Below are 22,152 nucleotides of genomic sequence, written 5' to 3'. Positions count from 1 at the left end.
ATGAACGTGACATCCGCCGACCTTGCCGGCGATTCCGACGTGATCGCCCGCGCCGAGGCGGTCAGGAGCGCGGTTGCGGCCGCCTCCGACGGCATCGAGACGACGCGCCGCCTGCCGCCCGAGCTGCTCGACCAACTGCATGAAGCGCGGCTGTTCCGCCTGCTGCTGCCGCGTTCGAGCAACGGGATCGAGACCGATCCCGTCACCTTCTTCCACGTCATCGAGACCATCGCCAAGGCCGATGCCTCGACCGCCTGGTGCCTCAGCCAGGCCGGCGGCTGCGCGATGTCGGCGGCCTATCTCGACCTGCCGGTTGCGCAGGAGATCTTCGCCGATCCGCGCGCGGTGCTCGCCTGGGGTCCCGGCCCCAAGGTCAAGGCGGTCGAATGCGAGGGCGGCTACCGCGTCACCGGCGTCTGGTCGTTCGCCTCGGGCGGCCGGCACGCCACCTGGCTCGGCGCGCACTGCCCGATCTATGCAGCCGACGGCTCGCCGCGCCGCGACGCCAATGGCGAGCAGGCCGAGCGCACCATGCTGGTGCGCAGCGAGGACGTCGAGTGGACCGACATCTGGAACACGGTCGGGCTGCGCGGCACCGCCAGCGACCAGTTTTCCCTGAACGATTTCTTCGTCCGCGCCGATCACTCCATCACCCGCGAGTTCGACCGCGAGTGCCGCGAGCACGGCCCGCTGTACCGGATGAGCAACCACACCTGCTATCAGATCGGCTTTGCCGGGGTCGCCTGCGGCATCGCCCGTAGCGCGCTGGACAATTTCACCGACGTCGCCCGCAACAAGGTGCCGCGCGGCATGAAGAAGACGCTGCGCGACAATGCCGTGGTGCAGTCCGGCCTCGCCGTGGCCGAGGTCAATCTGCTCGCCGCCCGCGCCTTCCTGCTGCAATCGATGGCCGACATCTGGAAGTACGTGGTTGCCGGCAACACCATCACGGTGGCGCAGCGCATGACCATCCGGATGGCGGCAACCCATGCCATCCACAAGGCCCGCGAGGCGGTCGACTTCGCCTACAACACCGCCGGCGCCACCGCGATCTTCGACGGCCACCCGCTGGAGCGCCGCTTCCGCGACATCCACACCGTGACTCAGCAATTGCAGGGCCGGTTCAGCCATTTCGAGACCGTCGGCGCCTGGATGCTCGGCGCCGAGGCCGATCTGTCCTTCGTCTAACCCGGTTTCTCAAGGAGAAGAGCCATGCCATTGGGCGGACTGCAGCATTACACCATCGAACCGCAGGATCTCGAGCGCACCAAGGCGTTTTATTGCGACGTGCTCGGGCTCGAGAACGGCGACCGGCCGCCGCTCGATTTCCCCGGCTACTGGCTCTATTCCGGCGGCCAGGCCACCGTCCATCTGATGGGCACCCGCAAGCCGCGCGAGGGCATCGTGGTGCGCGGCACCGAGAAGAAATACGAGGACACCGGCCGCCTCGACCACATCGCCTTCGCCGCCACCGACGTCGAGGCCGTCCGCAAGCGCCTGCACGCCAGCAACGTGACCTTCCGCGAGCAGATCGTGCCGCGCACCGGCGACACCCAGATCTTCCTCTATGACCCCGACGGCATCGGCGTGGAGCTGAATTTTCCGAAGAGCTGAACGGGGGCCCGCTAAATCTGGTGTGCTCGAATGGATGCGAGGCCCCATCTCTACTTTGCATGGGGTTGTTTTGTCGGGTTTGGTCTCGCCCTGATCCCTGGACTCATCGGCCGGTTCGTCGCCGGCCGATGATGATGACGCAATCGGGTTCCCGACAACACCGCTACTCGGCCATCACTCGGGCGCGATCTGGTCGGCTTTTCTTCAACATTGAATGACGATGTAGCCGTGCCGCGCCGCTGCGGCAGAATAGCCGGGTGCCGCGCCTTTCAACCTACCCCAGGGCCTGGTGGCCCGGCTATTCGTCCCCACGGCGGAGCGAGATGGTCGTCAATCCAGCCCGCGCTCGTGACTGAGGCGGACCATTTCGGTGATGAAGACCTGCTTCTGCTTGTCGTCGAGGCTGGCGAACAGCGGCTCGGCGGCGTCGGCGACGTTGCGCTGATCGACCGCGCGGTCGTTGAGGAACTGGGCCTCGTTGCGCATCTGCTCGACGATGTCGTCGGGCGGATCGCGCTGGGCGCGGGCGATGCGCAGGTTGAGGCGGTCGGCACCGTTGTGGCCGAGGTAATGCATCGCGCTGTTGAACCCGGCCCAGTGCTTCTCCTGCTCGGGCGTCAGGTTCAGCTCCTTCTTGATCCGCTCGATATTGGCATCGCTGTTGGCGACGATCTGCTCGGCGGTGAGCTGCGGTGCGCCATCTTGGGTCAGCACGGCGGGCGGCTTGGCAGCCTTGTCCTTGCCCGCTTTGTCATTGCCGGCCTTGTCATTGGCTTTGGCCGACTTCGTGGCCTTGGCGCCCTGCTTGTCGCCGGACGCGGGCGCGTTCTTGCCGCTCGGGGCGTTGCCATTGTTGCCGGTGAGGACCCCGGTCACGCCGGTCACCACCCCGACGACGCCGCCGATGGCTCCGCCCAGAACGCCGCCGACCGGTCCGGCGGCCTTGTTGCCCTCCCGCGCGCCCTTTTCGACGCCCTGCACAATCTGCGCATCGACGAGACGAGGTGCTGCGAACAACGTCACGGCGGCGGCCCCGAGCGCGACGCACAGTGTCCATCGCAGCTTCGCTACCGGGATAGGCATTATCGGGTCTCCATGATCGAGGGTGGGTTTGCAATAGGCGGGGGTCGTCGACGAATCCGGATTTTATCGCCGTGAACTTCAGCGAGTCTATTGGGCGCGCTGGGCATCAAGATGACGAAACCTGGTCTCGCCTGGGCTTACGAAACCTGCGGCTCAAGAGCGCACCGTCTTAAGAGGTGCGCATGTGGCGGCTCGCGTGCGCCGCAGCATGAGGCAAGGAAGCCAAGGAAGGATTGCAAACGGCCGGCAACCGAACTGCACTGCCTGCAATTTGACCACAACGTTAGTTCTACACACGCAAGCATCTGGTTTCTCGACAGACGCTGGCAATTCTGTTCTGATTGCCTCCAACAAAATCACGCGACGCCGCGCGAACGCGGTGCACAAAAACAAACAAGTCTTTGTCCGTCGGCTCACCAGGGAGGGTATTGCCATGTCACGGAAGAAGCTTTCACGCCGAGAATTCGTTGCTGCGACAGCGCTAACATCGGCTGCGCTGATAACTGCTCCTTACGTGCGTGGCGCGTACGCTGCCGGCAAACTCTCGATGGCCTTTTGGGATCACTGGGTGCCCGGCGCCAACAAGGCGTCCGAGGAGCTCGTCAAGGCATGGGCCGAGAAGGAGAAGGTCGAGGTCACGATCGACTACGTCCCGAGCCAGGGCAACAAGAACATCCTGACCATCGCCGCCGAAGCGCAGGCCAAATCCGGCCACGACATCTTCGCGATGCCGACCTGGTGGTGTCACTCCAATTCCGAACAGCTCGAGCGCGTCGACGACATCATGGGCCCGATCATCGCCGAGAATGGCGCGGCCAACGGCACGGTGCAGTACCTCGGTCAGCTCGACGGCAAGTGGCTCGGCGTTCCCGCCTCCGTCGGCAGCCAGATCAAGGGCCCCTGCTCGCGCATCGACCTGATGAAGAAGCATGCCAACATCGACGTGCAGGAGATGTATCCGGCCGGCAGCCCGCCGAAGGCAGACAACTGGACGTTCGACACCTTCCTCAAGGCGGCGGAAGCCTGCCACAAGGCCGGCGTCCCGTTCGGGATCGGCCTCGGCGAGACCAGCGACAGCGTCGATACCGCCGGCGCGATCTTCCAGTCGTTCGGCGCCCAGCTCGTCGATGCCAAGGGCAATCTCACCGTGAAGACCGACGCGGTGCGCCAGTCGCTCGAATTCTACAAGAAGCTGATCGCCTTCCTGCCGCCCGACGCCGCGGCATGGGACGACAGCTCCAACAACAAATGGCTGGTCTCCGGCAAGGGCGCCATGATCATGAATCCGCCGAGCGCCTGGGCGGTCGCCAAGCGCGACGCGCCGCAGGTTGCCGAGCAGTGCTGGACCCACGGCTTCCCGGCCGGGCCGAAGGGGCGCTTCGCGCCGTATCTGCCGTATTTCTGGAGCATCTGGAACTTCTCCAAGAACAAGGAGGCGGCGAAGAGCCTGCTGGTACATCTGTCGAAGCCCGCCTCGATCGAGAAGATGTGCGTGGCGAGCGGCGGCTATGATCTGCCGGCCTACGAGAAGCTCACGACGCTGAAGGTCTGGCAGGAGGAAGCGCCGCCGAAGGGCACGCTCTATCACTACCCGAACCCCTATAAGCACCAGACCCTGTCGATCGCGGCCTCGCCGGCGCCGCCCAAGGTGGCGCAGCAGATCTACTTCCAGGCCACGCTGACCAAGATGTGCCTCAGGTACTATCAGGGCGAGGCCATGGAGAAGACCCTCGCCTGGGCCGAGGGCGAGTGCGAAGGCTTCATGCGGAGCTGACGGACGCAGCCTCGCGTGCGGCTGCCGACACGGCGGCCGCACGCGCTGCGCCGCCCCAAAATGTACGCCGACCGGGCCGCAGGCCCGTTCGACCAACCCACGCGAGGAACCTGCGTCATGGTTGATGTGACATTCCAGCCCAACCGTGTCGCGGGCAGCCAGGCGCGCAAGCGCGGCGGCATGCGCAACGCGCTGCGGCGCAAATCGACGGTCGCGTTCGTGATGACGTTGCCGCTGATCCTTTTGATCCTGATCCTCGTGGTCTATCCCGCCTTCTATTCCCTGCATCTGGCGACGCTGAACAAGTCGATGGCGAAATTCGTCGGCTTCGGCAATTTCGAGTTCCTGTTCAGGCGCGACACCTTCTGGCTGGTGGTCAAGCAGTCCTGCATCTTCGCGATCTCGGCCGTGATCTTCAAAGCGCTGATCGGCTTCATCGTCGCGCATTTCGTCCACAACGTGCCCGCCAAGAAGCAGCGCAAATGGCGCGGCATGCTGCTGGTGCCGTGGGTGATCCCGCCGGCGATGTCGACGCTGGCCTGGCTGTGGCTGTTCGACCCGTCCTACAGCGCCTTCAACTACACCCTGTCGTTCCTCGGCATCGGCCCGATCCCGTGGACCGGCGATGCAGCTTGGGCGCGCTTCTCCGTCATCCTGGTCAACGTCTGGTACGGCGCGCCGTTCTTCATGATCATGTATCTCGCGGCGCTCAAATCGGTCCCCGAGCAGCTCTACGAGGCGGCCGCGATCGACGGCGCCAACTGGTGGCAGCGCATCTGGTACGTGACCTTGCCGATGATGCGCAACATCATCGCCATCACGACGCTGTTCTCGCTGATCGTCACCTTCGCCAATTTCGACATCGTGCGCATCCTCACCGCCGGCGGGCCGCTCGACCACACCCATATCTTCGCGACCTGGGCGTTCCGCGTCGGCATCGAGGGCAGCGACGTGCCGCTCGGCGCCAGCGTGTCGCTGTTCATGGTGCCGATCCTCGCCATCGCCGCGGTGTTCATCCTGCGCGACATCTCCAAACGCGGGAATGAAGCCTGATGAGCACGGTGACGATCGACAAGTCCGGACCGACCCGCAAGGTGAAGTACGGCAGCATGAGCCGCGACCGCGCCTGGGCGCTGCGCTGGTCGTATTTCTTCCTGGTGCTGTTTGCGGTCTTCTCGCTGACGCCGCCGTTCTACATGCTGATCACGTCGCTGAAGAGCAGCGCCGAGATTTCGGCGGCGACCAATCCGTGGTGGGTGTATCACCCGACGCTGGAGAACTACCTCGGGCTTTTGACCTCGAACCAGTTCCTGCGCTTCTTCTGGAATTCGGCCTGGGTCTCGATCATCGTCGTCACCATCACGATGCTGATCAGCGTGCCGGCGGCGTTCGCGCTGGCGCGGATGAAATTCTGGGGCTCGGCCACGCTCGCCACAGGCGTGTTCCTTACCTACCTGATCCCGGACACGTTGCTGTTCATCCCGCTGTTCAAGATGTTCGCGGTGTTCGGCGACTGGACCGGCATCCAGCTGATCAACCGCTGGTACGTGCTGTTGCTGGTCTATCCGACGCTGACGGTGCCGTTCTGCACCTGGATCATGATCGGCTATTTCGCCTCGATCCCGAAGGAGCTCGACGAGGCCGCGATCATCGACGGCGCGAGCTGGTTCCAGACCCTGACCCGGATCTTCATCCCGGTCGCGCTGCCCGGCCTGATCGCGGCGACGATCTTCGCCTTCACGGTGTCCTGGGCCCAGTTCCTCTATCCGCTGGTGTTCACCACCTCGACCGACCAGCTGGTGCTGCCGGTCGGCATCATCACCACCCTGATCAAGGGCGACGTCTTCAACTGGGGACAGATCATGACCGGCGCCCTGCTCGGCGCCGCGCCGCCGCTGATCATCTACGCCTTCCTGATGGACTACTACATTGCCGGCCTGACCGCCGGTGCGACAAAGGGTTGAACGCGAGGTAGGGATTCATGGCTGACGTGACGTTGCGTAAGGTGGTGAAGCGTTATGACGATGTCGAGGCGGTGCGCGGCATCGATCTCGATATCGCCGACCATGAGTTCGTGGTGCTGGTCGGACCGTCGGGCTGCGGCAAGTCGACCACGCTGCGGATGATCGCCGGCCTCGAGGACATTTCCGACGGCGACATCATGATCGGCGGCGACGTCGTCAACGACGTGCCGCCGAAGGATCGCGACATCGCCATGGTGTTCCAGAACTACGCGCTCTATCCGCACATGACCGTCGCCGAGAACATGTCGTTCGGGCTGCGGCTGAAGCACTATCCGAAGGCCGAGATCAAGAGCCGGGTCACCGAAGCCGCCCGCATGCTCGACATCACCGACCTGATCGACCGCAAGCCGAAGCAGCTGTCCGGCGGCCAGCGCCAGCGCGTCGCGATGGGCCGCGCTATCGTGCGCAACCCGAAGGTCTTCCTGTTCGACGAGCCGCTGTCCAACCTCGATGCCAAGCTGCGGGTGCAGATGCGGATCGAGATCAAGAAGGTGCACCAGAAGGTCCGCACCACCACCGTCTACGTCACCCACGACCAGGTCGAGGCGATGACGCTGGCCGACCGCGTGGTGGTGATGAACCATGGCAGGATCGAGCAGATCGGCACGCCCAACGAGCTCTATCACAAGCCGGCGACGCGGTTCGTCGCGAGCTTCATCGGCTCGCCGGCGATGAATTTCGTGCCGTGCCGGCTCGAGGACGTCGCGGGCAAGCTGAACGTGCGGCTGACCGACCGCCTCGCCTTCCCGCTGCCGCCGGCGCGCGCCGCCCGCTACGGGAGCCTGCCGCGCACCGACAAGCTGCTGCTGGGCATCCGGCCGGAGCATGTCATGGAAGCAAGGCCGCATGCCGAGCCTGGCATCGAGCCGTTCGATGCGGTGCTCGACGTCACCGAGCCGATGGGCATGGAAACCCTGGTCTACTTCACGCTCGAAGGCAGCCAGGTCTGCGGCCGGGTCAATCCCAATGCCGGCGCGCAGGATGGCAGCCCGCTCCGATTGGCTGTGGACCTCAACAATATGCATTTGCTAAACGAGGTGACCGGCGCCGTGCTTTGACGGCGGACAAGAAACCTCAAGGGCAGGAAATGGCCACCAACAAGAAAAAGATCTTCATCACCCAGACTTTCTCACCGGGGGCACGGGCTCTCCTCAGCGCGCGAGACGATCTCGAGCTCATCGAGTTTCCGAACCTGATCTCCGCCACGGATTTTCAGGCCATGCTGCAGCAGCATGCGCCGGTCCATGGGGTTGCGCTCGGCGCCACCCGGTTCGGCGAGGCCGAGCTGGAGGCGTCCAACGGCATGCTGGTGGTGACGCGGATCGGCGTCGGCTACGACGCGGTGGACGTGCCGGCGCTGTCGCGCCGCAAGGTGCCGCTGATGGTCGCAGGGACCGCCAACTCGCCCTCGGTCGCCGAGCATGCGCTGTTCATGATGCTGACGCTCGCCAAGCGCTCGCAGGAAATGCATGCCATGGTCAAGGAAGGCACCTGGGCGAGCCGGCTCGGCGTGCTACCGTTCGATCTCTACGGCAAGACGGTCTTGATCGTCGGCTTCGGCCGCATCGGCACCCGCACCGCCAAGCGCTGCCTTGCGATGGAAATGAACGTGCTGGTCTACGATCCCTACAAGCCGGCCGCCGAGATCGCCGCGGCCGGCTGCGAAGCAGTGCCCGACCTTGATGCGGCATTGTCGCGCGCGGACTTCGTCTCCATCCACTGCCCGAAGACGCCGGAGACCGTCGGCATGTTCAACGCGGCCCGGTTGAGGCGCATGAAGCCGACCGCCTACCTGATCAACACCGCGCGCGGCGGCATCGTCGACGAGAACGCGCTGCACGACGCGCTGGTGTCGGGCAAGCTCGCGGGCGCCGGCCTCGACGTGTTCGAGGTCGAGCCGCCGCCGGTCGGTCAACCGCTGCACAGCCTGCCGAACGTGATCATGGCGCCGCACGTTGCGGGCGTCACCGTCGAGGCCGTCGATCGCATGAGCGAGCAGACCGCGCGGAATATTTTGAGCGTGCTGGACGGCACCCCGCTGCGCCAGAACGTGATCAATCAGGACGTCCTCGGCTGAGCGTTCGGCCGAACTGACAACGCCGGGACCGCTGCGTTAGCGGCCCGGCGATTTCGGAGCATGCGCATGAGCTTCAAGGAATACGGTAATTATGACGCGGTCGGGCTCGCCGAACTCGTGCGCAAGAAGGATGTGACGCCGAAGGAGCTGCTCGACGAGGCCGTTGCGCGCACGGCGAAACTCGACCCGCAGATCAACGCGGTCGTCGTCAAGCACTACGACTATGCCGAGCGCCAGATCGCCAAGGGGCTGCCCGACGGTCCCTTCACCGGCGTGCCGTTCCTGCTGAAGGACCTCGAGCCGCTCGAGGGCACGCGCACCACGTGGGGCGCAACCGTGCTGAAGGATTTCGTCGCCGATCACAATTCCACGCTGGCCCAGCGTTTCCTCGATGCCGGCCTTGCGATCTTCGGCAAGAGCGCGAGCCCCGAATTCGGCCTGATGCCGACGACGGAATCCCGCCTGTTCGGCCCGACCCGCAATCCCTGGAATCTCGAACATTCCTCGGGAGGCTCGTCCGGCGGCGCCGCTGCCGCGGTTGCAGCGCGCATCCTGCCGGTGGCGCATGCCAGCGACGGCGGCGGCTCGATCCGCATCCCCGCCGCCGCCTCCGGCGTGTTCGGCATGAAGCCGACCCGGGCGCGCAACCCGGTCGGCCCCGACCGCGGCGAAGGCTGGGGCGGCTTCGCCGTCGGGCATGTCGTCAGCGTCAGCGTCCGCGACAGCGCGGTGATGATGGACGCGATCCACGGTCCCGAACCGTCGAGCCCCTATGTCGCGCCGCCGCCGGAGCGGCCGTTCTCACAGGAGGTCGGCCGCGATCCCGGCCGCCTGCGCATCAGCTTCACCGACAAATCGCCCTATGGCGATGCCATCGATCCGGAGATCGCGGAAGCGGTCCGCGACGTTGCAAAACTGCTGGCGGGGCTCGGCCATCACGTCGAGGAGCGCGCACCGCCGCTCGCCGCCGATCCTGCCGCCGCGATCACCACCATCGTCGGCAGCAACACCGGGCTGACGCTCCGCCTGCTCGAGCAGCGCTTCGGCCGCAGCCTGACCACTGATGACGTCGAACGCCTGACTCTCGCGATGGCGCAGAACTCGCTCAAGTTGACGCCGGTCGACTATGTCGGCGCACAGCTCGCCGCGTTCCAGATCTCGCGCGCGCTGGCGACCTTCTTCGAGGGCTGCGACATCTTCCTCAGCCCGACGCTGTGCACACCGCCGGTGCGGATCGGCGAGCTGAACACGATGTCGGAGGATCTGAGCCAGATCGCGCCGCTGCTGCGCCGCTACATTCCGGGCACCTCGATGTTCAACATGTCCGGTCAGCCGGCGATGTCGGTACCATCAGCCTGGAACAAGGCCGGGCTGCCGCTCGGGATGATGTTCGCGGCCAGGTTCGGTGAGGAAGGCCTGCTGTTCCGCCTCGCCGGCCAGCTCGAGCAGGCCCGCCCCTGGAAGGACCGGCGGCCGCCGGCTTGCGGCTAGAGCCTTCCGCGACATCCTGCTCCAACAGGAAGCCGCCCCCGCGATGGGATTAACCCCAATCCCATCGCGCTTTGGGTTACAAAATGTAGCCGGATCAGGTAGATAGGGATGGCGTCGGCGCGGTTCAGCCGGCGCGCTGCCCAGGAGACTGACCGTGAGCGACGACCCGACCGACAATGCGCTAGCTGCGATTGCAAGCATTCTCGATCAGCCGACTGCGCCTCCCGAGCCGGCCAAAACGACGGACAAGGCGACCGACAAGACGGCGGACAAACCGGCAGCTCCCGCCGAGGAGCCGCCCGTGGCCGTGGCGGTGCCGCCGCCCCTACCGCAATCGATCGAGCAGCCCTTGATCGAGCAGCCGTCGATCGAACCCGGGCCAAGCGAAGCGGAGCCAAGCCAACCAGAGGCAAGTGAACCGGAGCAAAGCGAACCAGAGCCGAGCCCGCAACCGGTCCAGCCGATCGAGGCCAACGGCTACTCCAAGGCCGGCCCCGGCCCGATGGCCGCGCTGCGCTTCCGCTGGACCGTGCGCGAGGACGGCGGCCGCTACTATGTCGACGAGACCGTCGGCGAAGGATCGACCCCGCTCGTCAACGGCCCGATGGACAAGGACGCCGCGATCAAATTCGTCGACGACCGCGAAGCCGAGGCGCGCCAGCGTTTTGAGGATTTCAGGCAAGAGATGATCACCCGCACGGTGCCTGCGGCTCCGACCGTTCTCGCGCACGAGGACAACGGCGACGACGAGGCGCGTGAATAGTCTCTTCGCGGTGAACATCGACGCACACAGCTGTCCGCAGGAATTTAATCAGTGACTTGCCCGACGGCGCAAGCCCCCGCGGCAAAAATATTTCGCTTTATCCGAACGGCAACTCAGGTGTATAGACGTACCCGTCTCACCCGATCGAGGGGGCGCTGGCCATCGTCGCAGTGTTGCGGTGAGATGCGGTGGACGCCGCGCGTGCCAGTGACGACAGCATGCGAGGCGGACGGTGAAGTCGTGCAGGCCTGACGCCCTAGTGGCAGGTGTCCTCTCGCAAAACGCGAAAGCGTTGTTGCGAAAGCGGTGACAAAAAAGCCCAGTCTCGCCGGGGAGAGCACATATAAGCCGTAACCCATCGCGCAGGGAAAGCCGGGTTGTTTCCGGTTACACCTGTGGTCCTATCCCGGTGCTTTTTTTGCTGGACCGGGCCCATGGGTGCAATCGGCACCCGGCTTTCCCTGCGCCCTCTGATCTCAGAGCGGCGAAACGAAATGCAAACCTCGGACAAATCATGTCGCGAGATGGCAAAACTGCGTCCCCACCCACAACCGTCATCGCCCGGCTTGACCGGGCGATCCGGTACGCCGCGGGCTCTCGGCTCCATCACCGCTGCCTCTGGAATACTGGATCACCCGCTTTCGCGGGTGATGACACCGCGTCGGGCGGCTCGACCGACAAATCGGCTAGACGCACAAGTCGTCCAGCCTCACGCCTACGCCTCCCGCGGCGGTCCCAAAAAATCCTTCTTCACAAGCGCGACGCCGGCGTGGCGCAGGATGTCGTAGGCCGTTGCAATATGAAAAAAGAACTGCGGGACGCTGAACGTCAGGATCAGCGACTTGCCGGTGAATGGCCGCGTCGCGCCGCTGCGGAAGGTGAACACAACCTCCTTGTCGGCGGCCGCGTCGATCGCCGGCGGCGGCACGCCCTGCGCGAAGTCGATGGTGGCAGCGATCCGCGCCTTCAGCTCGGCGATATCGGGCGTGGCATCGGCGAAGGCCAGCGGCACGCAACCGGCCAGCAACGCGCAGCTCAGGATGACGTGGCGGTTGGCCTCCCCGACCTGCTGGCGAAGGCTGTACATGTTCGGAGCAAGCCGCATCCCGAGCAGCACGTCGGGATCGATCCTGCGCGCGTCGGCGTGGGCCTGCGCATGGTCGAGCAGCGCGGAAAGATTGCGCAGATACGGCACGAAGACGCCGACGGAAGCTTCATGCAGCGAGATGGTCACTTGGCATCCAATTGATTGGCTCGATCGCGCCATCTGGTCTAAATGCTCGGCAACGACATGTCATCGGAATTGAGGGAGAAGTTTGATGTTTCGCATGCTGGCCGGTGTCGCTTTGGCTTTGCTCGTATCCACGGCCCAGGCACAGCAGGCTCCCTCCCGCCTCGACGAGATCGTCAAGCGCGGCACGCTGCGGGTCGGCATGACCGGCGACTATTTGCCTTTCACCTCGCTCGACAAGGAAACGAAAACGTTCCGCGGCTTCGACGTCGACATGGCGCAGGCGCTCGGCAAGGCGCTCGGCGTCAAGGTCGAGTTCGTGCCGACCTCATGGCCGCAGATGATGAAGGATTTCGAAGCCGACGATTTCGACATCGCGATGGGCGGCGTCTCGATCACGTTCGACCGGCAGAAGAAGGGCCTGTTCTCGACCGCGATCATGCGCGAGGGCAAGACGCCGATCGCGCGCTGCGCCGACCAGGGCAAGTACGAGACCATCGCCGAGATCGACAAGCCGGGCACCCGCGTCATCGTCAATCCCGGCGGCACCAACGAGCGCTTCGCACGCGCCAATGTGAAGAGCGCCGAGATCCGCGTGTTCAACGACAACACCAGGATATTCGACGAGATCGCCAGGGGCGACGCCGACCTGATGATGACCGACGCATCCGAGACGCGCTATCAGCAGAAGCTGCACCCCGGCGTGCTGTGCGCGGTGCATCCCGAAAAGCCGTTCGACTTCTCGGAGAAGGCCTACTGGATGCAGCGCGATTTTGCCCTCAAAGCGTTCGTCGATCAGTGGCTGCACATCGTGCGCGAGGACGGCACCTTCAAGAAGATCTACGCGGCATGGTTCGAATAGCCGATGCCGCGGCATCCGCGACAAAATTGCCCGCCCGCGGACATGAAACCAGGCTGCGATCCGATCATTGAACCAAGGCGGTCAGGACACGACTCACAATGTTGAAGTGACCCCAATTTTGACGTGACCGGAATCACGTTCGGGCAAGCCCCCGTCGCGTAATCCCAGCCAGGTTCCCTGCACTGGAGGTCGAGATGAAGAAGCTTTTGGCGATCGCCGTCTTGTTGTTGGCGAGCACGGCCGCCGCGCAGGCGCAATACAGCTTCGAAGTTGACGGCCGCACCATCCGGATCGACCCCGATCGCGGCACCGTCTCGATCCCCGGCGTCTATGACAACACGCCCCGTCGCAGCAAGCGCGCCAAGGGCGAGGACGCCGAGCCGAAGCGCAAGCCCGCCGCGAAGGAGGTCAAGACGGATCCGCAGCCTGCGCCCGCCACACCGCCAGCTGCGGCCGCAGCACCTGCGCCGGCACCGGCGGCAGCAGCACCACCGCCCGCGGCAGCCGCGGCTCCGCCCGCAGCGGCACCCGCGGACGCCAGCACGGCCGTCGCCGTGGCGCCGTCAGATCCGGCATCGACCGCACCGCCTCCGCCTGCTCCGCCACCGGTTCGGCAGGACGCCGCGCCCGCAGCAAAGCCCGCGCCAGCGCCTGCCGTTGCTGCCGCCCCACCCGCTGCCGCGCCGAAGCCCGCCGCGCCTGCCGTGCAGGCCGCGAATTCGCCGCTCGGCGTCTGGTTGACGGAGGAGAAGGACGGCAAGGTCCGCATCGAGCAATGCGGCGCCAATCTGTGCGGCTACGCGGTCGACAAGAAGACCAGCCAGAACCGCGAGCAGGTGCTGATCAACATGAAGCCGGGCAAGGACAAATGGAGCGGCCGCATCGTCGATCCGAACAGCGGCAGCAGCTACGATTCCACCATCGCGCTGAAGGGCCCCGATACGCTGCGCGTCCAGGGCTGCGCGTTTGGCGGCATGTTCTGCGGCGGCCAGACCTGGACGCGGGTGAATTGAGGGACATTCGAGGCCCAGAAACAAAGAAGCCCCGCTCGATGAGCGAGGCTTCATCACCTGGGCTACAGGTCGGTCATCAGCCGACCTTGCCGTTGTATTCCTCGTCGGTGACGTGCTCCATCCAGGTCGAATAGACGCCGTCGAGCGCCTCCTGCATGGCGATGTGGGTCATGCTGTTGCTGGGCGAGGCGCCGTGCCAGTGCTTCTCGTTTGGCGGAATCCAGACCACGTCGCCGGGGCGGATTTCCCGGATCGGGCCGCCCTTGGCCTGCACCCGGCCGATGCCGGAGATCACGTAAAGCGTCTGGCCGAGCGGATGGGTGTGCCAGGCGGTGCGCGCGCCGGGCTCGAACGAGACGCGCGAAGCGTTCAGCCGCGCCGGCGCGGGCGCCATGTTGATCGGGTCCTGCAGCACCGTGCCGGTAAAATTCTCCTTCGGCGCGCGGCGGGTCGGCCGCGAGCCGGAAACGTGGATGTCCATGGGGTTACCTCGCTCTGTTGATGTTATTTCTTGCTCGCGGCGTAGCGCGCCTTGGTCTCGGCGTTCATCGGATAGAGGCCGGGCAATTGCGCGCCGTTGTTCACCTCGTTGACGATCCAGGCTTCCATCCGCTCCTGCTCCGGCCCCTCCGCCAGCACCTGATCGAGGAACGCCTGCGGGATCAGCACCGCGCCGTCCTGGTCGGCGACCACGACGTCGTTCGGGAACACGGCAACGCCGCCGCAGCCGATCGGTTCACCCCAGCCGACGAAGGTCAGCCCTGCCACCGACGGCGGCGCCGCGTAGCCGTCGCACCACACCGGCAGGCCGGTGCCGAGCACGCCCTCGAGGTCGCGGACGACGCCGTCGGTGATCAGCGCGGCGACGCCGCGCTTGACCATGCGGGCGCAGAGAATGTCGCCGAAAATGCCGGCATCGGTGATGCCCATGGCGTCGACCACGGCGATGCAGCCCTCCGGCATGGCCTCGATCGCGGTGCGGGTCGAGATCGGCGACGACCAGGATTCCGGCGTCGCCAGATCCTCGCGGGCCGGCACGAAGCGCAGCGTGAAGGCGGGTCCGACCAACCGCTTCTGGCCCAGCTGCAGCGGCTTGGTGCCGCGCATCCAGACGTTACGCAGCCCCTTCTTGAGCAGGACGGTGGTGATGGTGGCGGTGGACACGTGCGACAGCGTCGCAATCGCTTCGGCGGACAGGGACATCTGAAAAGTGTGCTCCGATGGGAGGAAATGACGGGCGCATGTTGCCGGGCAAGGCCCTTGCGTCAAGGGCTGCGGGAAAATCTTGCGATCATCCAAACTTATCACGGGCATGCCGATTAATTTATTGAAGTTGCTGCATCATTTTGCACGAGGTGAATTCCTTCCCGCGCCGAAACACGCTAGCTTGATGGGCGACGAGTCCGCTTGATCCGATGTCAGAAACCCTAAGCCCTCCCCGCCTGTTGCCGAGTGGCGATGCCGCCATCACGGTGGAATTCAGCCGCACCATCGACGACGCCGCCAACCGGCGCGTGCTGGCGCTCGACCGCCTGATTTCGGCCGAACCGATCGCAGGGATCACCGAGACGGTGCCGACCTATCGCTCGCTGCTGGTGCACTATGATCCGGTCGAGATCGGCTTCGACGCCCTCGGCGAGCAGCTGCTGGCGCGCGCCGCCAGGGCGCTGCCGACCGCCGCCGGAACGCGGCGCTGGCGTATTCCGGTCGCCTATGGCGGCGAGAACGGCATCGATCTCGAGGACGTGGCGAAGGCGCTCGCCACCACGCCCGACGAGATCGTGAAGCGCCATGTCGCCGGCGACTATCGCGTCGCCATGATCGGCTTCACGCCCGGCTGGTCCTATCTCAGCGGGCTGGAAAAGTTCCTGCACATGCCGCGGCGCAAGGATCCGCGGCTGCTGACCCCGGCCGGCACGATCTCGATCGGCGGCATCCAGACCGGCGTGCAATGTCTCGCCGGTCCCAGCGGCTGGCACCTGCTCGGCCGTACCGCGGTCAGAACCTACCAATTGCACCGCGACCCGACCTTCCTGCTGGAGCCGGGCGACGCCATCAGCTTCACCGCGGTCGACGCCAAAACCTTCGCCGAGCAGGACCGCGCCGCCGCGGCCGGCGAGGTCATCGCTGAACTGGTGATGCCATGAGCAAGCTCGTCGTCACCTCGATCGGACCTGCGAGCTCGGTGCAGGATGCCGGCCGCCCAGGCTCGCAGCGCTACGGCCTGGTGCCGAGCGGCGCGATGGACCGGCTTTCGCTCGCCACCGCCAACGCGCTGGTCGGCAACGACCTGTTCGCGGCCGCCATCGAGATCGGCCCATTCGGCGCCGCCTTCACGGCGCGCGGCGGCGCGGTGCGGATCGGCCTCGCCGGCGCGCCGCGCAACGCCGACATCGGCGGGCGGCCGGTCGCCTCGGACAGTTCGGCGACACTGGCCGATGGTGAAACCCTCAATCTCGGCTTCGCCCGCGGCGGCTCGTTCAGCTACCTCGCGATCGAGCACGGCATCGCCGGCGAGCCGATGTTCGGCAGCCTCGCCGTCAATGCGCGCGCCGGGCTCGGCAGTCCCTATCCGCGGCCGCTGCAGAGCGGCGACGAGTTGCAGACCCAGGCCGCGAGCGGCGCCGCCGAGCGCCGGATCGAACTGCCACCTGCCACTGAGGCGCCAATCCGCGTGCTGTTCGGTCCGCAGGACGACGAATTCAGCGACGAAAACAAAAAACTGTTCGTCGATAGCGAGTGGAAGATTTCCGCCACCAGCGACCGCATGGGCTACCGGCTCGAAGGTCCCGTGATCAAGCACCTCGACGGCCACAACATCGTCTCCGACGGCACCGTGAACGGCAGCGTCCAGGTGCCCGGCAACGGCCAGCCGATCGTGCTGATGCCCGACCGCGGCACCAGCGGCGGCTATCCGAAGATCGCGACCGTGATCACGGCCGATTTCGGCCGCTTCGCCCAGATCTCCGCCGGCCGGCCATTCCGCTTCAAGGCGGTGACGATGGCGGAGGCGCAGGCCGAGGCGATCAAGTTCCAGCAGCTTCTGCGCTCCCTGCCCGACCGCCTTCGCGCCATTGAGGATTTCAGCCTCAACATCGAGGCGCTCAGAGATGCTAACGTCGCAGGCCAGGCGGTCAGCGCCATCGATGCCGCGACGTGGCAAGTTGCGCTGCCCTAAATCAACAAGAATGGATCGATCGTCATGACCTCAACCATCGACCTCAATTGCGATCTCGGCGAGAGCTTTGGCCCGTGGGAAATGGGCAATGACGCCGCGATGATCGAGCTTGCGACCTCGGTCAACGTCGCCTGCGGCTATCACGCCGGCGATGCCGACATCATGCGCAAGACGGTCGAGCTCGCGAAGGCGCGCGGCGTCAGCGTCGGTGCCCATCCCGGCTACCGCGACCTGCACGGTTTTGGCCGCCGCCCGATGCCGGGGCTGACCTCGTCGGAGATCGAGAATTTGATCGCCTATCAGATCGGCGCCCTGCAGGCGATCGCGACCGCGGCCGGCCACAAGGTCACGCATGTGAAGGCCCATGGCGCGATCTCCAACGTCGCCTGCGAGGACGACATGACGGCACGCGCGATCGCCAATGCGATCAAGGCGGTCGATCCGAGCCTCGTGTTCGTCGTGCTCGCGAACTCAAAGCTGGTGCGCGCCGGCGAAGCCGCCAATCTGCCGATGGCGCACGAGGTGTTCGCCGACCGCGCCTATGAGGACAACGGCAATCTGGTGTCGCGCAAGAAGCCCGGCGCGGTGCTGCACGATCCCAAGGCGATCGCCGAACGCGTGGTACGGATGGTGCAGGACAGCGCGGTGGTGTCCGTCACCGGCAAGGTGATCAAGATGCAGACCGACACCGTCTGCATCCACGGCGACACGCCGGGTGCGGTAGAGATCGCGCGCGGCGTGCGCGAGGCGCTGAAGAGCGCCGGCATCACGGTGGCGCCGTTCAAGACCGCGCATTGAGCTGCGTGCACAAAGACAGCAAGGGTCGGCACGAGCGCCGGCCCTTTTAGATTCCATTAAGAGTCTTCTTAAACCCAAACTTGCCGATTGGTTGGTAGGTGCTGCATCCGAGCCTTCACGTTCCTCTCAGAACATTGGGTACGAAAAGCATGTTCCGCACCAGCCTCTCGATTGCCATTGCCGCGGTCGCCACCGCCGCCTTCTCCAGCGCGGCCTCCGCCGGCTGCTACGGCTGCTACACGCCGCCGCCCCAGCCCTGCACGACCTGCTATCAGGTGCAGACGGTGCCGCCGCAGTATCGCACGGTGCAGGAAACCGTGATGGTGTCGCCGGGCCGCGTCATCGCGCATCGCACGCCGGCGCAGTATCGCACCGTGATGGTGCCGAAGACGGTGATGGTCGCCCCCGAAGGCGTCGCGTATGAGCGCATCGCGCCGCAATACGCCACCCAGGAGCGCACCGAGATGGTCTCGCCGGGCTATTCCTACTACGCGCCGGTGCAGCAGACCTGCAGCACCTGCGGCGGCGGCGGATATGGCTACGGCTATGGTGGATACGGTTACGGCTATCGCGGCTACTGAGCGCCAGCATTTCTGCCAAAACAAAGCCGCCGCCTGACGACATCAGGCGGCGGCTTCTTGGTTTCTTGACGCCTCAGAACGGATGGACAGACAGCGTGCCGAACACGATGGCGGCGATCACCGCAAAGGCGCTGTACAGCGCGGCGGTATGAACGCCACTCCCGGTTTTTCGTGAAATGTTTCGCGCATGAAAATGCAGGCGGGCTTCCGCCGATAGCTCGCGCATGGTCGATCTCCAACGCCCCATTTGACGGGATATGGAATATCGTTCTCGCGCAGTTTCAAGCGGGCGGCGAAAATAGCGATGCGACCGCCTTCCGGAACTCGGTTCCGAGAGAAAAATTCCCCATGCTCGATTCGACCGAGAATTTTATTCGGCCGGATTCGACGCGTCGGGAACCGGCCTTGCCCCCGATTCAGGGCTTCCAGCGGCCGATCTTGAACGCCGCCAGATGGCCGGCGACATCGTTCGGATCGAACGGCGGCCCCGCGAAGGCGCCGATGGCGTTCACCGTCCCCGCCGCGCGCCCGATGGCGGCGTCGTAGAGATCGGGCCTGAATACCGCCATCGCCGTCTTCAGCGCATCCGGCCGCAGCGGCGTCTGGCCCCAGCGCACCATCTGCGCATAGAGCCAGGCCGCCTGCACCGGATCGGGCCGCGCCGCCGCCTCGCGCCCGACCAGCAGGTAGCGCTTGCTCTCGCGCATGGTGCCGTCGGGCGCGATCTTCAGCCGGCCGTCCAGCGTGCGCTGGATGACGCCGGCATCGACACCGATCCGCTCCGGCGAGCTGAGCATGCGTGCCACCTCGGGCCGGTTCGCCGGCTGCTCGATGAATTCGGCGGCGCGCAGATGCGCGCGCACCAAGGCCGTCACCAGATCGGGATGCTGCTCCGACCAGGTCTGCCGCACCGCCAGCACCTTCTCGACCGCGCTGAGCAGGATGTCGGAAACGAAATGCAGGATGTGGCCGATGCCGAGATCGACCGCGACCGAATTCCAGGGCGCGCCGACGCAGAACGCGTCGACATGGCCGTTGGCGAGGCTGTCGACCATGTAAGGCGGCGGCAGCACCACGAGCTGGACGTCCTCGTCGGGATCGACGCCGCCCGCGGCCATCCAGAACCGCAGCTGGTAATTGTGGGTCGAGAACGGGAACGTCATGCCGAAGGTCAGCGGCTCCGCCCCGCTCCTCTTCCGCTTCGCCACCACGCGGGCGAGCGCGCGCGCGGTCGCCATCGGATCGAACCGGTCGCCGTCGATCTCCTCCATCAGCGCGGCGTGCAGCGCCGGCGACACCGTGATGGCGTTGCCGTTGAGCCCGAGATTGAACGGGGCCGCGATCGGTACCTTGACGTGGCCGAGCCCGAGGCTCGAGGCGATCGCCACCGGCGCCAGCAGATGGGCGGCGTCGAACAGGCCGATGTTGAGCTTGTCGCGGACATTCGACCACGACACCTCCCGCACCAGCTCGATGTCGAGCCCTTCGGCCGCGGCAAAGCCCTTGTCGACAGCGACGATCAGCGCGGCGGCGTCGACCAGCGGAATGAACCCGATGCGCAAGTGTGTGCTCATTTCAACAGCTCCGACGCCGTCAGGATCGATTGCGCGATCTCGCCGATCTTCTTCTTCTCGCGCATCGCGGTCGAGCGCATCAGCACGTAGGCCTCCTCCTCGGTCAGCCCCTTCAGCTTCATCAAAATGCCCTTGGCGCGGTCGATCACCTTGCGCTCCTCCAGCGCATGCTTGGTGCGGTCGAGCTCGTCCTGCAGCTTGGAGAAGGCGTTGAAGCGGGAGACGCAGAGGTCGAGGATCGGCTTGATCCGCTCCTTCTTCAGACCGTCCACGATGTAGGCCGAGACCCCCGCCTCGACCGAGGCCTGGATCGAGGCGGCGTCGCTCTGGTCGACGAACATCGCGATCGGCCGGCGGACGGCACGGCTGACCTGGAACATTTGTTCCAGCACGTCGCGGCTGGGGTTTTCCAGGTCGATGACGATGATGTCGGGGTCCTGCGCATAGATCCGCGAGAGCAGGCTCTGCATCTCGCTGATGTGGACGACGTCCGTATACCCGGCCTCGCGCAGCCCCTCCTCCAGGATGGCGGCCCGGATCGGGCTTTCGTCGACAATGACGATCTTGGGAGACGACTCAGCGCTCATCGAGAACTCGTAGGACCCGGCAAGGGCCATCCATAACACGCCGGAGGGCCCCGGAAAGGGTTGTAATTCTCGGTAATTCGGACTAGCTCCTGCCCATCAATCAGGCAGATTCAGAGATATGCAAGAGGCCGCCGCGCCGAAAGTGAGCTTTGTGTCCTTGGGGTGCCCCAAGGCGCTGGTCGATTCCGAGCGCATCATCACCCGGCTGCGTGCGGAGGGCTATGAGCTCGCGCGCAAGCATGACGGCGCCGACATCGTCATCGTCAACACCTGCGGCTTCCTCGACAGCGCCAAGCAGGAATCGCTGTCTGCGATCGGCGAGGCGATGGCGGAGAACGGCAAGGTCATCGTCACCGGCTGCATGGGCGCCGAGCCGGAGCAGATCGAGGCCGCCTACCCCGGCGTGCTCTCGATCACGGGCCCGCAGCAATATGAGAGCGTGCTGGACGCCGTGCACCGCGCGCTGCCGCCGGCGCACAATCCGCATCTCGACCTCGTGCCGCCGCAGGGCGTCAAGCTAACGCCGCGGCACTACGCCTATTTGAAGATTTCCGAAGGCTGCAACAACCGCTGCAGCTTCTGCATCATCCCGAAGCTGCGCGGCGATCTGGTGTCGCGGCCGGCCAATGACGTGCTGCGTGAGGCCGAGAAGCTGGTGAAGGCCGGTGTCAAGGAGTTGCTGGTCATCTCGCAGGACACCTCGGCCTACGGCGTCGACCTGAAATATGCCGAGAGCCCGTGGCAGGACCGCGCCGTGCGCGCCAAATTCTTCGACCTGGCGAAGGAGCTCGGCGAGCTCGGGGCCTGGGTGCGGCTGCAATACGTCTACCCCTACCCGCATGTCGACGAGGTCATCGGCCTGATGACCGAGGGCAAGGTGCTGCCCTATCTCGATATCCCGTTCCAGCATGCGAGCCCGGACGTGCTGCGCGCGATGAAGCGCCCGGCCGCCCAGGAGAAGACGCTGGCGCGGATCCAGAAGTGGCGCGAGCAGTGTCCTGACTTGACGTTGCGCTCGACCTTCATCGTCGGCTTCCCCGGCGAGGCCGACGCCGACTTCGCCTATTTGCTCGACTGGCTCGAGGAAGCCCAGATCGACCGCCTCGGCTGCTTCAAATACGAGCCGGTCGCCGGCGCCGCGTCGAACGCGATCGGCAACGCCGTGCCTGATGAGGTCAAGCAGGAGCGCTGGAACGCGCTGATGGCGCGGCAGCAGAAGATCTCGGCCCGCCGCCTCAAGCGCAAGGTCGGCACCCGCCAGCAGGTCATCGTCGACGAAGTCGGCCCGACGGTGGCAAAAGGTCGGTCAAAGGCCGATGCGCCGGAGATCGACGGCGCCGTCTATCTGTCCAGCCGCCGCCCGCTCAAGGTCGGCGAGATCGTCACCGCGAAGATCGAGCGCGCCGACGAATACGACCTGCACGGCAGCGTCGCGGGGTTCTGACGGCCAAGGTTCTGACAGCCGGGCATCGTCTGTTTTGGTGAACCCGGCCGCGGTCTGG

23 protein-coding genes are annotated in these 22,152 nt (G+C 65.5%); 16 read left to right on the top strand and 7 right to left on the bottom strand.

All coding sequences use genetic code 11. The features are described from left to right. Both CI41S_RS27120 and CI41S_RS27115 read left to right on the top strand, forming a co-directional pair. A complete protein-coding gene (locus CI41S_RS27120) occupies window positions 1-1,188 on the top strand; it encodes an acyl-CoA dehydrogenase family protein (protein WP_139862391.1) in 1,188 nt (395 codons plus the stop codon). Between the two features lie 24 nt (window positions 1,189-1,212). Further along, entirely contained in the window at window positions 1,213-1,614 is a 402-nt protein-coding gene (locus CI41S_RS27115; RefSeq protein WP_139483577.1) for a VOC family protein, read from the top strand. A 330-nt stretch (window positions 1,615-1,944) separates the two neighbouring features. Here CI41S_RS27115 and CI41S_RS27110 read toward each other — a convergent pair whose 3' ends face one another. Beyond that, window positions 1,945-2,697 carry a Spy/CpxP family protein refolding chaperone gene (locus tag CI41S_RS27110; RefSeq protein ID WP_139483575.1) on the bottom strand — a complete coding sequence of 251 codons (753 nt, stop codon included), beginning with the start codon at window positions 2,695-2,697 and terminating at the stop codon, window positions 1,945-1,947. Between the two features lie 433 nt (window positions 2,698-3,130). On the opposite strand from CI41S_RS27110, the gene CI41S_RS27105 reads away from it, so the two are divergent. From CI41S_RS27105 to CI41S_RS44045, 7 genes are all read left to right on the top strand, one after another. Then, on the top strand, window positions 3,131-4,471 hold the full coding sequence (locus tag CI41S_RS27105) for an ABC transporter substrate-binding protein (RefSeq protein ID WP_139483573.1): 1,341 nt from the start codon (window positions 3,131-3,133) through the stop codon (window positions 4,469-4,471). A gap of 117 nt (window positions 4,472-4,588) precedes the next feature. After that, window positions 4,589-5,524: a carbohydrate ABC transporter permease gene (locus CI41S_RS27100; RefSeq protein WP_139862390.1), complete on the top strand. Its 936-nt coding sequence runs from the start codon at window positions 4,589-4,591 to the stop codon at window positions 5,522-5,524. Beyond that, window positions 5,524-6,435 (top strand): carbohydrate ABC transporter permease, encoded by a 912-nt coding sequence (locus CI41S_RS27095; RefSeq protein ID WP_139862389.1) that lies wholly within the window; start codon window positions 5,524-5,526, stop codon window positions 6,433-6,435. Before CI41S_RS27100 ends, CI41S_RS27095 begins: the two co-directional genes overlap by 1 nt. A 17-nt stretch (window positions 6,436-6,452) precedes the next feature. After that, window positions 6,453-7,553, top strand: coding sequence for an ABC transporter ATP-binding protein (locus tag CI41S_RS27090; protein WP_139483570.1), 1,101 nt, complete (start codon window positions 6,453-6,455; stop codon window positions 7,551-7,553). Between the two features lie 29 nt (window positions 7,554-7,582). Further along, the gene (locus CI41S_RS27085; protein ID WP_139483568.1) at window positions 7,583-8,572 is read left to right on the top strand and encodes a hydroxyacid dehydrogenase; all 990 of its coding nucleotides are present in this window, start codon (window positions 7,583-7,585) and stop codon (window positions 8,570-8,572) included. 66 nt (window positions 8,573-8,638) lie between these two features. Further along, window positions 8,639-10,063: an amidase gene (locus tag CI41S_RS27080; protein ID WP_139862388.1), complete on the top strand. Its 1,425-nt coding sequence runs from the start codon at window positions 8,639-8,641 to the stop codon at window positions 10,061-10,063. A gap of 154 nt (window positions 10,064-10,217) precedes the next feature. Continuing rightward, window positions 10,218-10,826, top strand: coding sequence for a hypothetical protein (locus tag CI41S_RS44045; protein ID WP_175607163.1), 609 nt, complete (start codon window positions 10,218-10,220; stop codon window positions 10,824-10,826). A gap of 715 nt (window positions 10,827-11,541) precedes the next feature. Here the strand turns inward: CI41S_RS44045 and CI41S_RS27070 are convergent. Further along, window positions 11,542-12,060 carry a DUF1993 domain-containing protein gene (locus tag CI41S_RS27070; protein ID WP_244622309.1) on the bottom strand — a complete coding sequence of 173 codons (519 nt, stop codon included), beginning with the start codon at window positions 12,058-12,060 and terminating at the stop codon, window positions 11,542-11,544. An 85-nt stretch (window positions 12,061-12,145) separates the two neighbouring features. Between CI41S_RS27070 and CI41S_RS27065 the strand changes: the two genes are divergently transcribed. Both CI41S_RS27065 and CI41S_RS27060 read left to right on the top strand, forming a co-directional pair. Next, entirely contained in the window at window positions 12,146-12,919 is a 774-nt protein-coding gene (locus CI41S_RS27065; RefSeq protein WP_172628210.1) for a transporter substrate-binding domain-containing protein, read from the top strand. Between the two features lie 194 nt (window positions 12,920-13,113). Continuing rightward, window positions 13,114-13,932 (top strand): DUF2147 domain-containing protein, encoded by an 819-nt coding sequence (locus CI41S_RS27060; protein ID WP_139862386.1) that lies wholly within the window; start codon window positions 13,114-13,116, stop codon window positions 13,930-13,932. Between the two features lie 76 nt (window positions 13,933-14,008). Here the strand turns inward: CI41S_RS27060 and CI41S_RS27055 are convergent, their stop codons facing one another. Next, window positions 14,009-14,413 (bottom strand): (R)-mandelonitrile lyase, encoded by a 405-nt coding sequence (locus CI41S_RS27055; RefSeq protein ID WP_139483543.1) that lies wholly within the window; start codon window positions 14,411-14,413, stop codon window positions 14,009-14,011. A 23-nt stretch (window positions 14,414-14,436) separates the two neighbouring features. Then, window positions 14,437-15,135, bottom strand: coding sequence for a ribonuclease activity regulator RraA (locus CI41S_RS27050; protein WP_139862385.1), 699 nt, complete (start codon window positions 15,133-15,135; stop codon window positions 14,437-14,439). 212 nt (window positions 15,136-15,347) lie between these two features. Between CI41S_RS27050 and pxpB the strand changes: the two genes are divergently transcribed. The 4 genes from pxpB to CI41S_RS27030 all read left to right on the top strand — a co-directional run bounded on the left by pxpB (window position 15,348) and on the right by CI41S_RS27030 (window position 18,489). Next, window positions 15,348-16,079, top strand: coding sequence for a 5-oxoprolinase subunit PxpB (gene pxpB, locus CI41S_RS27045; RefSeq protein ID WP_139862384.1), 732 nt, complete (start codon window positions 15,348-15,350; stop codon window positions 16,077-16,079). Beyond that, window positions 16,076-17,110, top strand: coding sequence for a 5-oxoprolinase subunit C family protein (locus tag CI41S_RS27040; RefSeq protein WP_139862383.1), 1,035 nt, complete (start codon window positions 16,076-16,078; stop codon window positions 17,108-17,110). The genes pxpB and CI41S_RS27040 overlap by 4 nt, the downstream gene beginning before the upstream one ends. A gap of 24 nt (window positions 17,111-17,134) precedes the next feature. Continuing rightward, on the top strand, window positions 17,135-17,908 hold the full coding sequence (locus tag CI41S_RS27035; RefSeq protein WP_139483535.1) for a LamB/YcsF family protein: 774 nt from the start codon (window positions 17,135-17,137) through the stop codon (window positions 17,906-17,908). Window positions 17,909-18,057: 149 nt separating this feature from the next. Beyond that, a complete protein-coding gene (locus tag CI41S_RS27030) occupies window positions 18,058-18,489 on the top strand; it encodes a hypothetical protein (RefSeq protein ID WP_139483533.1) in 432 nt (143 codons plus the stop codon). A 73-nt stretch (window positions 18,490-18,562) separates the two neighbouring features. Here the strand turns inward: CI41S_RS27030 and CI41S_RS27025 are convergent, their stop codons facing one another. From CI41S_RS27025 to CI41S_RS27015, 3 genes are all read right to left on the bottom strand, one after another. Continuing rightward, a complete protein-coding gene (locus CI41S_RS27025; RefSeq protein ID WP_172626919.1) occupies window positions 18,563-18,715 on the bottom strand; it encodes a hypothetical protein in 153 nt (50 codons plus the stop codon). 190 nt (window positions 18,716-18,905) lie between these two features. Further along, the gene (locus CI41S_RS27020) at window positions 18,906-20,063 is read right to left on the bottom strand and encodes a CmpA/NrtA family ABC transporter substrate-binding protein (RefSeq protein ID WP_139862382.1); all 1,158 of its coding nucleotides are present in this window, start codon (window positions 20,061-20,063) and stop codon (window positions 18,906-18,908) included. Beyond that, window positions 20,060-20,650 carry an ANTAR domain-containing response regulator gene (locus CI41S_RS27015; RefSeq protein ID WP_139483527.1) on the bottom strand — a complete coding sequence of 197 codons (591 nt, stop codon included), beginning with the start codon at window positions 20,648-20,650 and terminating at the stop codon, window positions 20,060-20,062. The genes CI41S_RS27020 and CI41S_RS27015 overlap by 4 nt, the downstream gene beginning before the upstream one ends. Before the next feature lie 118 nt (window positions 20,651-20,768). Here CI41S_RS27015 and rimO point away from each other — a divergent pair, with 118 nt between their 5' ends. Next, window positions 20,769-22,094: a 30S ribosomal protein S12 methylthiotransferase RimO gene (gene rimO, locus CI41S_RS27010; RefSeq protein ID WP_139862381.1), complete on the top strand. Its 1,326-nt coding sequence runs from the start codon at window positions 20,769-20,771 to the stop codon at window positions 22,092-22,094. The last annotated feature ends 58 nt before the right edge of the window (window positions 22,095-22,152 follow it).

It is taken from the genome of Bradyrhizobium ivorense, from assembly GCF_900696085.1.
Lineage (GTDB): Bacteria > Pseudomonadota > Alphaproteobacteria > Rhizobiales > Xanthobacteraceae > Bradyrhizobium > Bradyrhizobium ivorense.
The sequence above is the reverse complement of the archived record's forward strand: the minus strand, read 5'-3'. Positions and strand labels throughout refer to the sequence as shown.

Bases quoted from the DNA above. Each gene is read 5' to 3' on its own strand.
- CI41S_RS27120 (WP_139862391.1), top strand. From the start codon at position 1: ATGAACGTGACATCCGCCGACCTTGCCGGCGATTCCGACGTGATCGCC.
- CI41S_RS27115 (WP_139483577.1), top strand. From the start codon at position 1,213: ATGCCATTGGGCGGACTGCAGCATTACACCATCGAACCGCAGGATCTC.
- CI41S_RS27110 (WP_139483575.1), bottom strand. From the start codon at position 2,697: ATGCCTATCCCGGTAGCGAAGCTGCGATGGACACTGTGCGTCGCGCTC.
- CI41S_RS27105 (WP_139483573.1), top strand. From the start codon at position 3,131: ATGTCACGGAAGAAGCTTTCACGCCGAGAATTCGTTGCTGCGACAGCG.
- CI41S_RS27100 (WP_139862390.1), top strand. From the start codon at position 4,589: ATGGTTGATGTGACATTCCAGCCCAACCGTGTCGCGGGCAGCCAGGCG.
- CI41S_RS27095 (WP_139862389.1), top strand. From the start codon at position 5,524: ATGAGCACGGTGACGATCGACAAGTCCGGACCGACCCGCAAGGTGAAG.
- CI41S_RS27090 (WP_139483570.1), top strand. From the start codon at position 6,453: ATGGCTGACGTGACGTTGCGTAAGGTGGTGAAGCGTTATGACGATGTC.
- CI41S_RS27085 (WP_139483568.1), top strand. From the start codon at position 7,583: ATGGCCACCAACAAGAAAAAGATCTTCATCACCCAGACTTTCTCACCG.
- CI41S_RS27080 (WP_139862388.1), top strand. From the start codon at position 8,639: ATGAGCTTCAAGGAATACGGTAATTATGACGCGGTCGGGCTCGCCGAA.
- CI41S_RS27065 (WP_172628210.1), top strand. From the start codon at position 12,146: ATGTTTCGCATGCTGGCCGGTGTCGCTTTGGCTTTGCTCGTATCCACG.
- CI41S_RS27060 (WP_139862386.1), top strand. From the start codon at position 13,114: ATGAAGAAGCTTTTGGCGATCGCCGTCTTGTTGTTGGCGAGCACGGCC.
- CI41S_RS27055 (WP_139483543.1), bottom strand. From the start codon at position 14,413: ATGGACATCCACGTTTCCGGCTCGCGGCCGACCCGCCGCGCGCCGAAG.
- CI41S_RS27050 (WP_139862385.1), bottom strand. From the start codon at position 15,135: ATGTCCCTGTCCGCCGAAGCGATTGCGACGCTGTCGCACGTGTCCACC.
- pxpB (WP_139862384.1), top strand. From the start codon at position 15,348: ATGTCAGAAACCCTAAGCCCTCCCCGCCTGTTGCCGAGTGGCGATGCC.
- CI41S_RS27040 (WP_139862383.1), top strand. From the start codon at position 16,076: ATGAGCAAGCTCGTCGTCACCTCGATCGGACCTGCGAGCTCGGTGCAG.
- CI41S_RS27035 (WP_139483535.1), top strand. From the start codon at position 17,135: ATGACCTCAACCATCGACCTCAATTGCGATCTCGGCGAGAGCTTTGGC.
- CI41S_RS27030 (WP_139483533.1), top strand. From the start codon at position 18,058: ATGTTCCGCACCAGCCTCTCGATTGCCATTGCCGCGGTCGCCACCGCC.
- CI41S_RS27025 (WP_172626919.1), bottom strand. From the start codon at position 18,715: ATGCGCGAGCTATCGGCGGAAGCCCGCCTGCATTTTCATGCGCGAAAC.
- CI41S_RS27020 (WP_139862382.1), bottom strand. From the start codon at position 20,063: ATGAGCACACACTTGCGCATCGGGTTCATTCCGCTGGTCGACGCCGCC.
- CI41S_RS27015 (WP_139483527.1), bottom strand. From the start codon at position 20,650: ATGAGCGCTGAGTCGTCTCCCAAGATCGTCATTGTCGACGAAAGCCCG.
- rimO (WP_139862381.1), top strand. From the start codon at position 20,769: ATGCAAGAGGCCGCCGCGCCGAAAGTGAGCTTTGTGTCCTTGGGGTGC.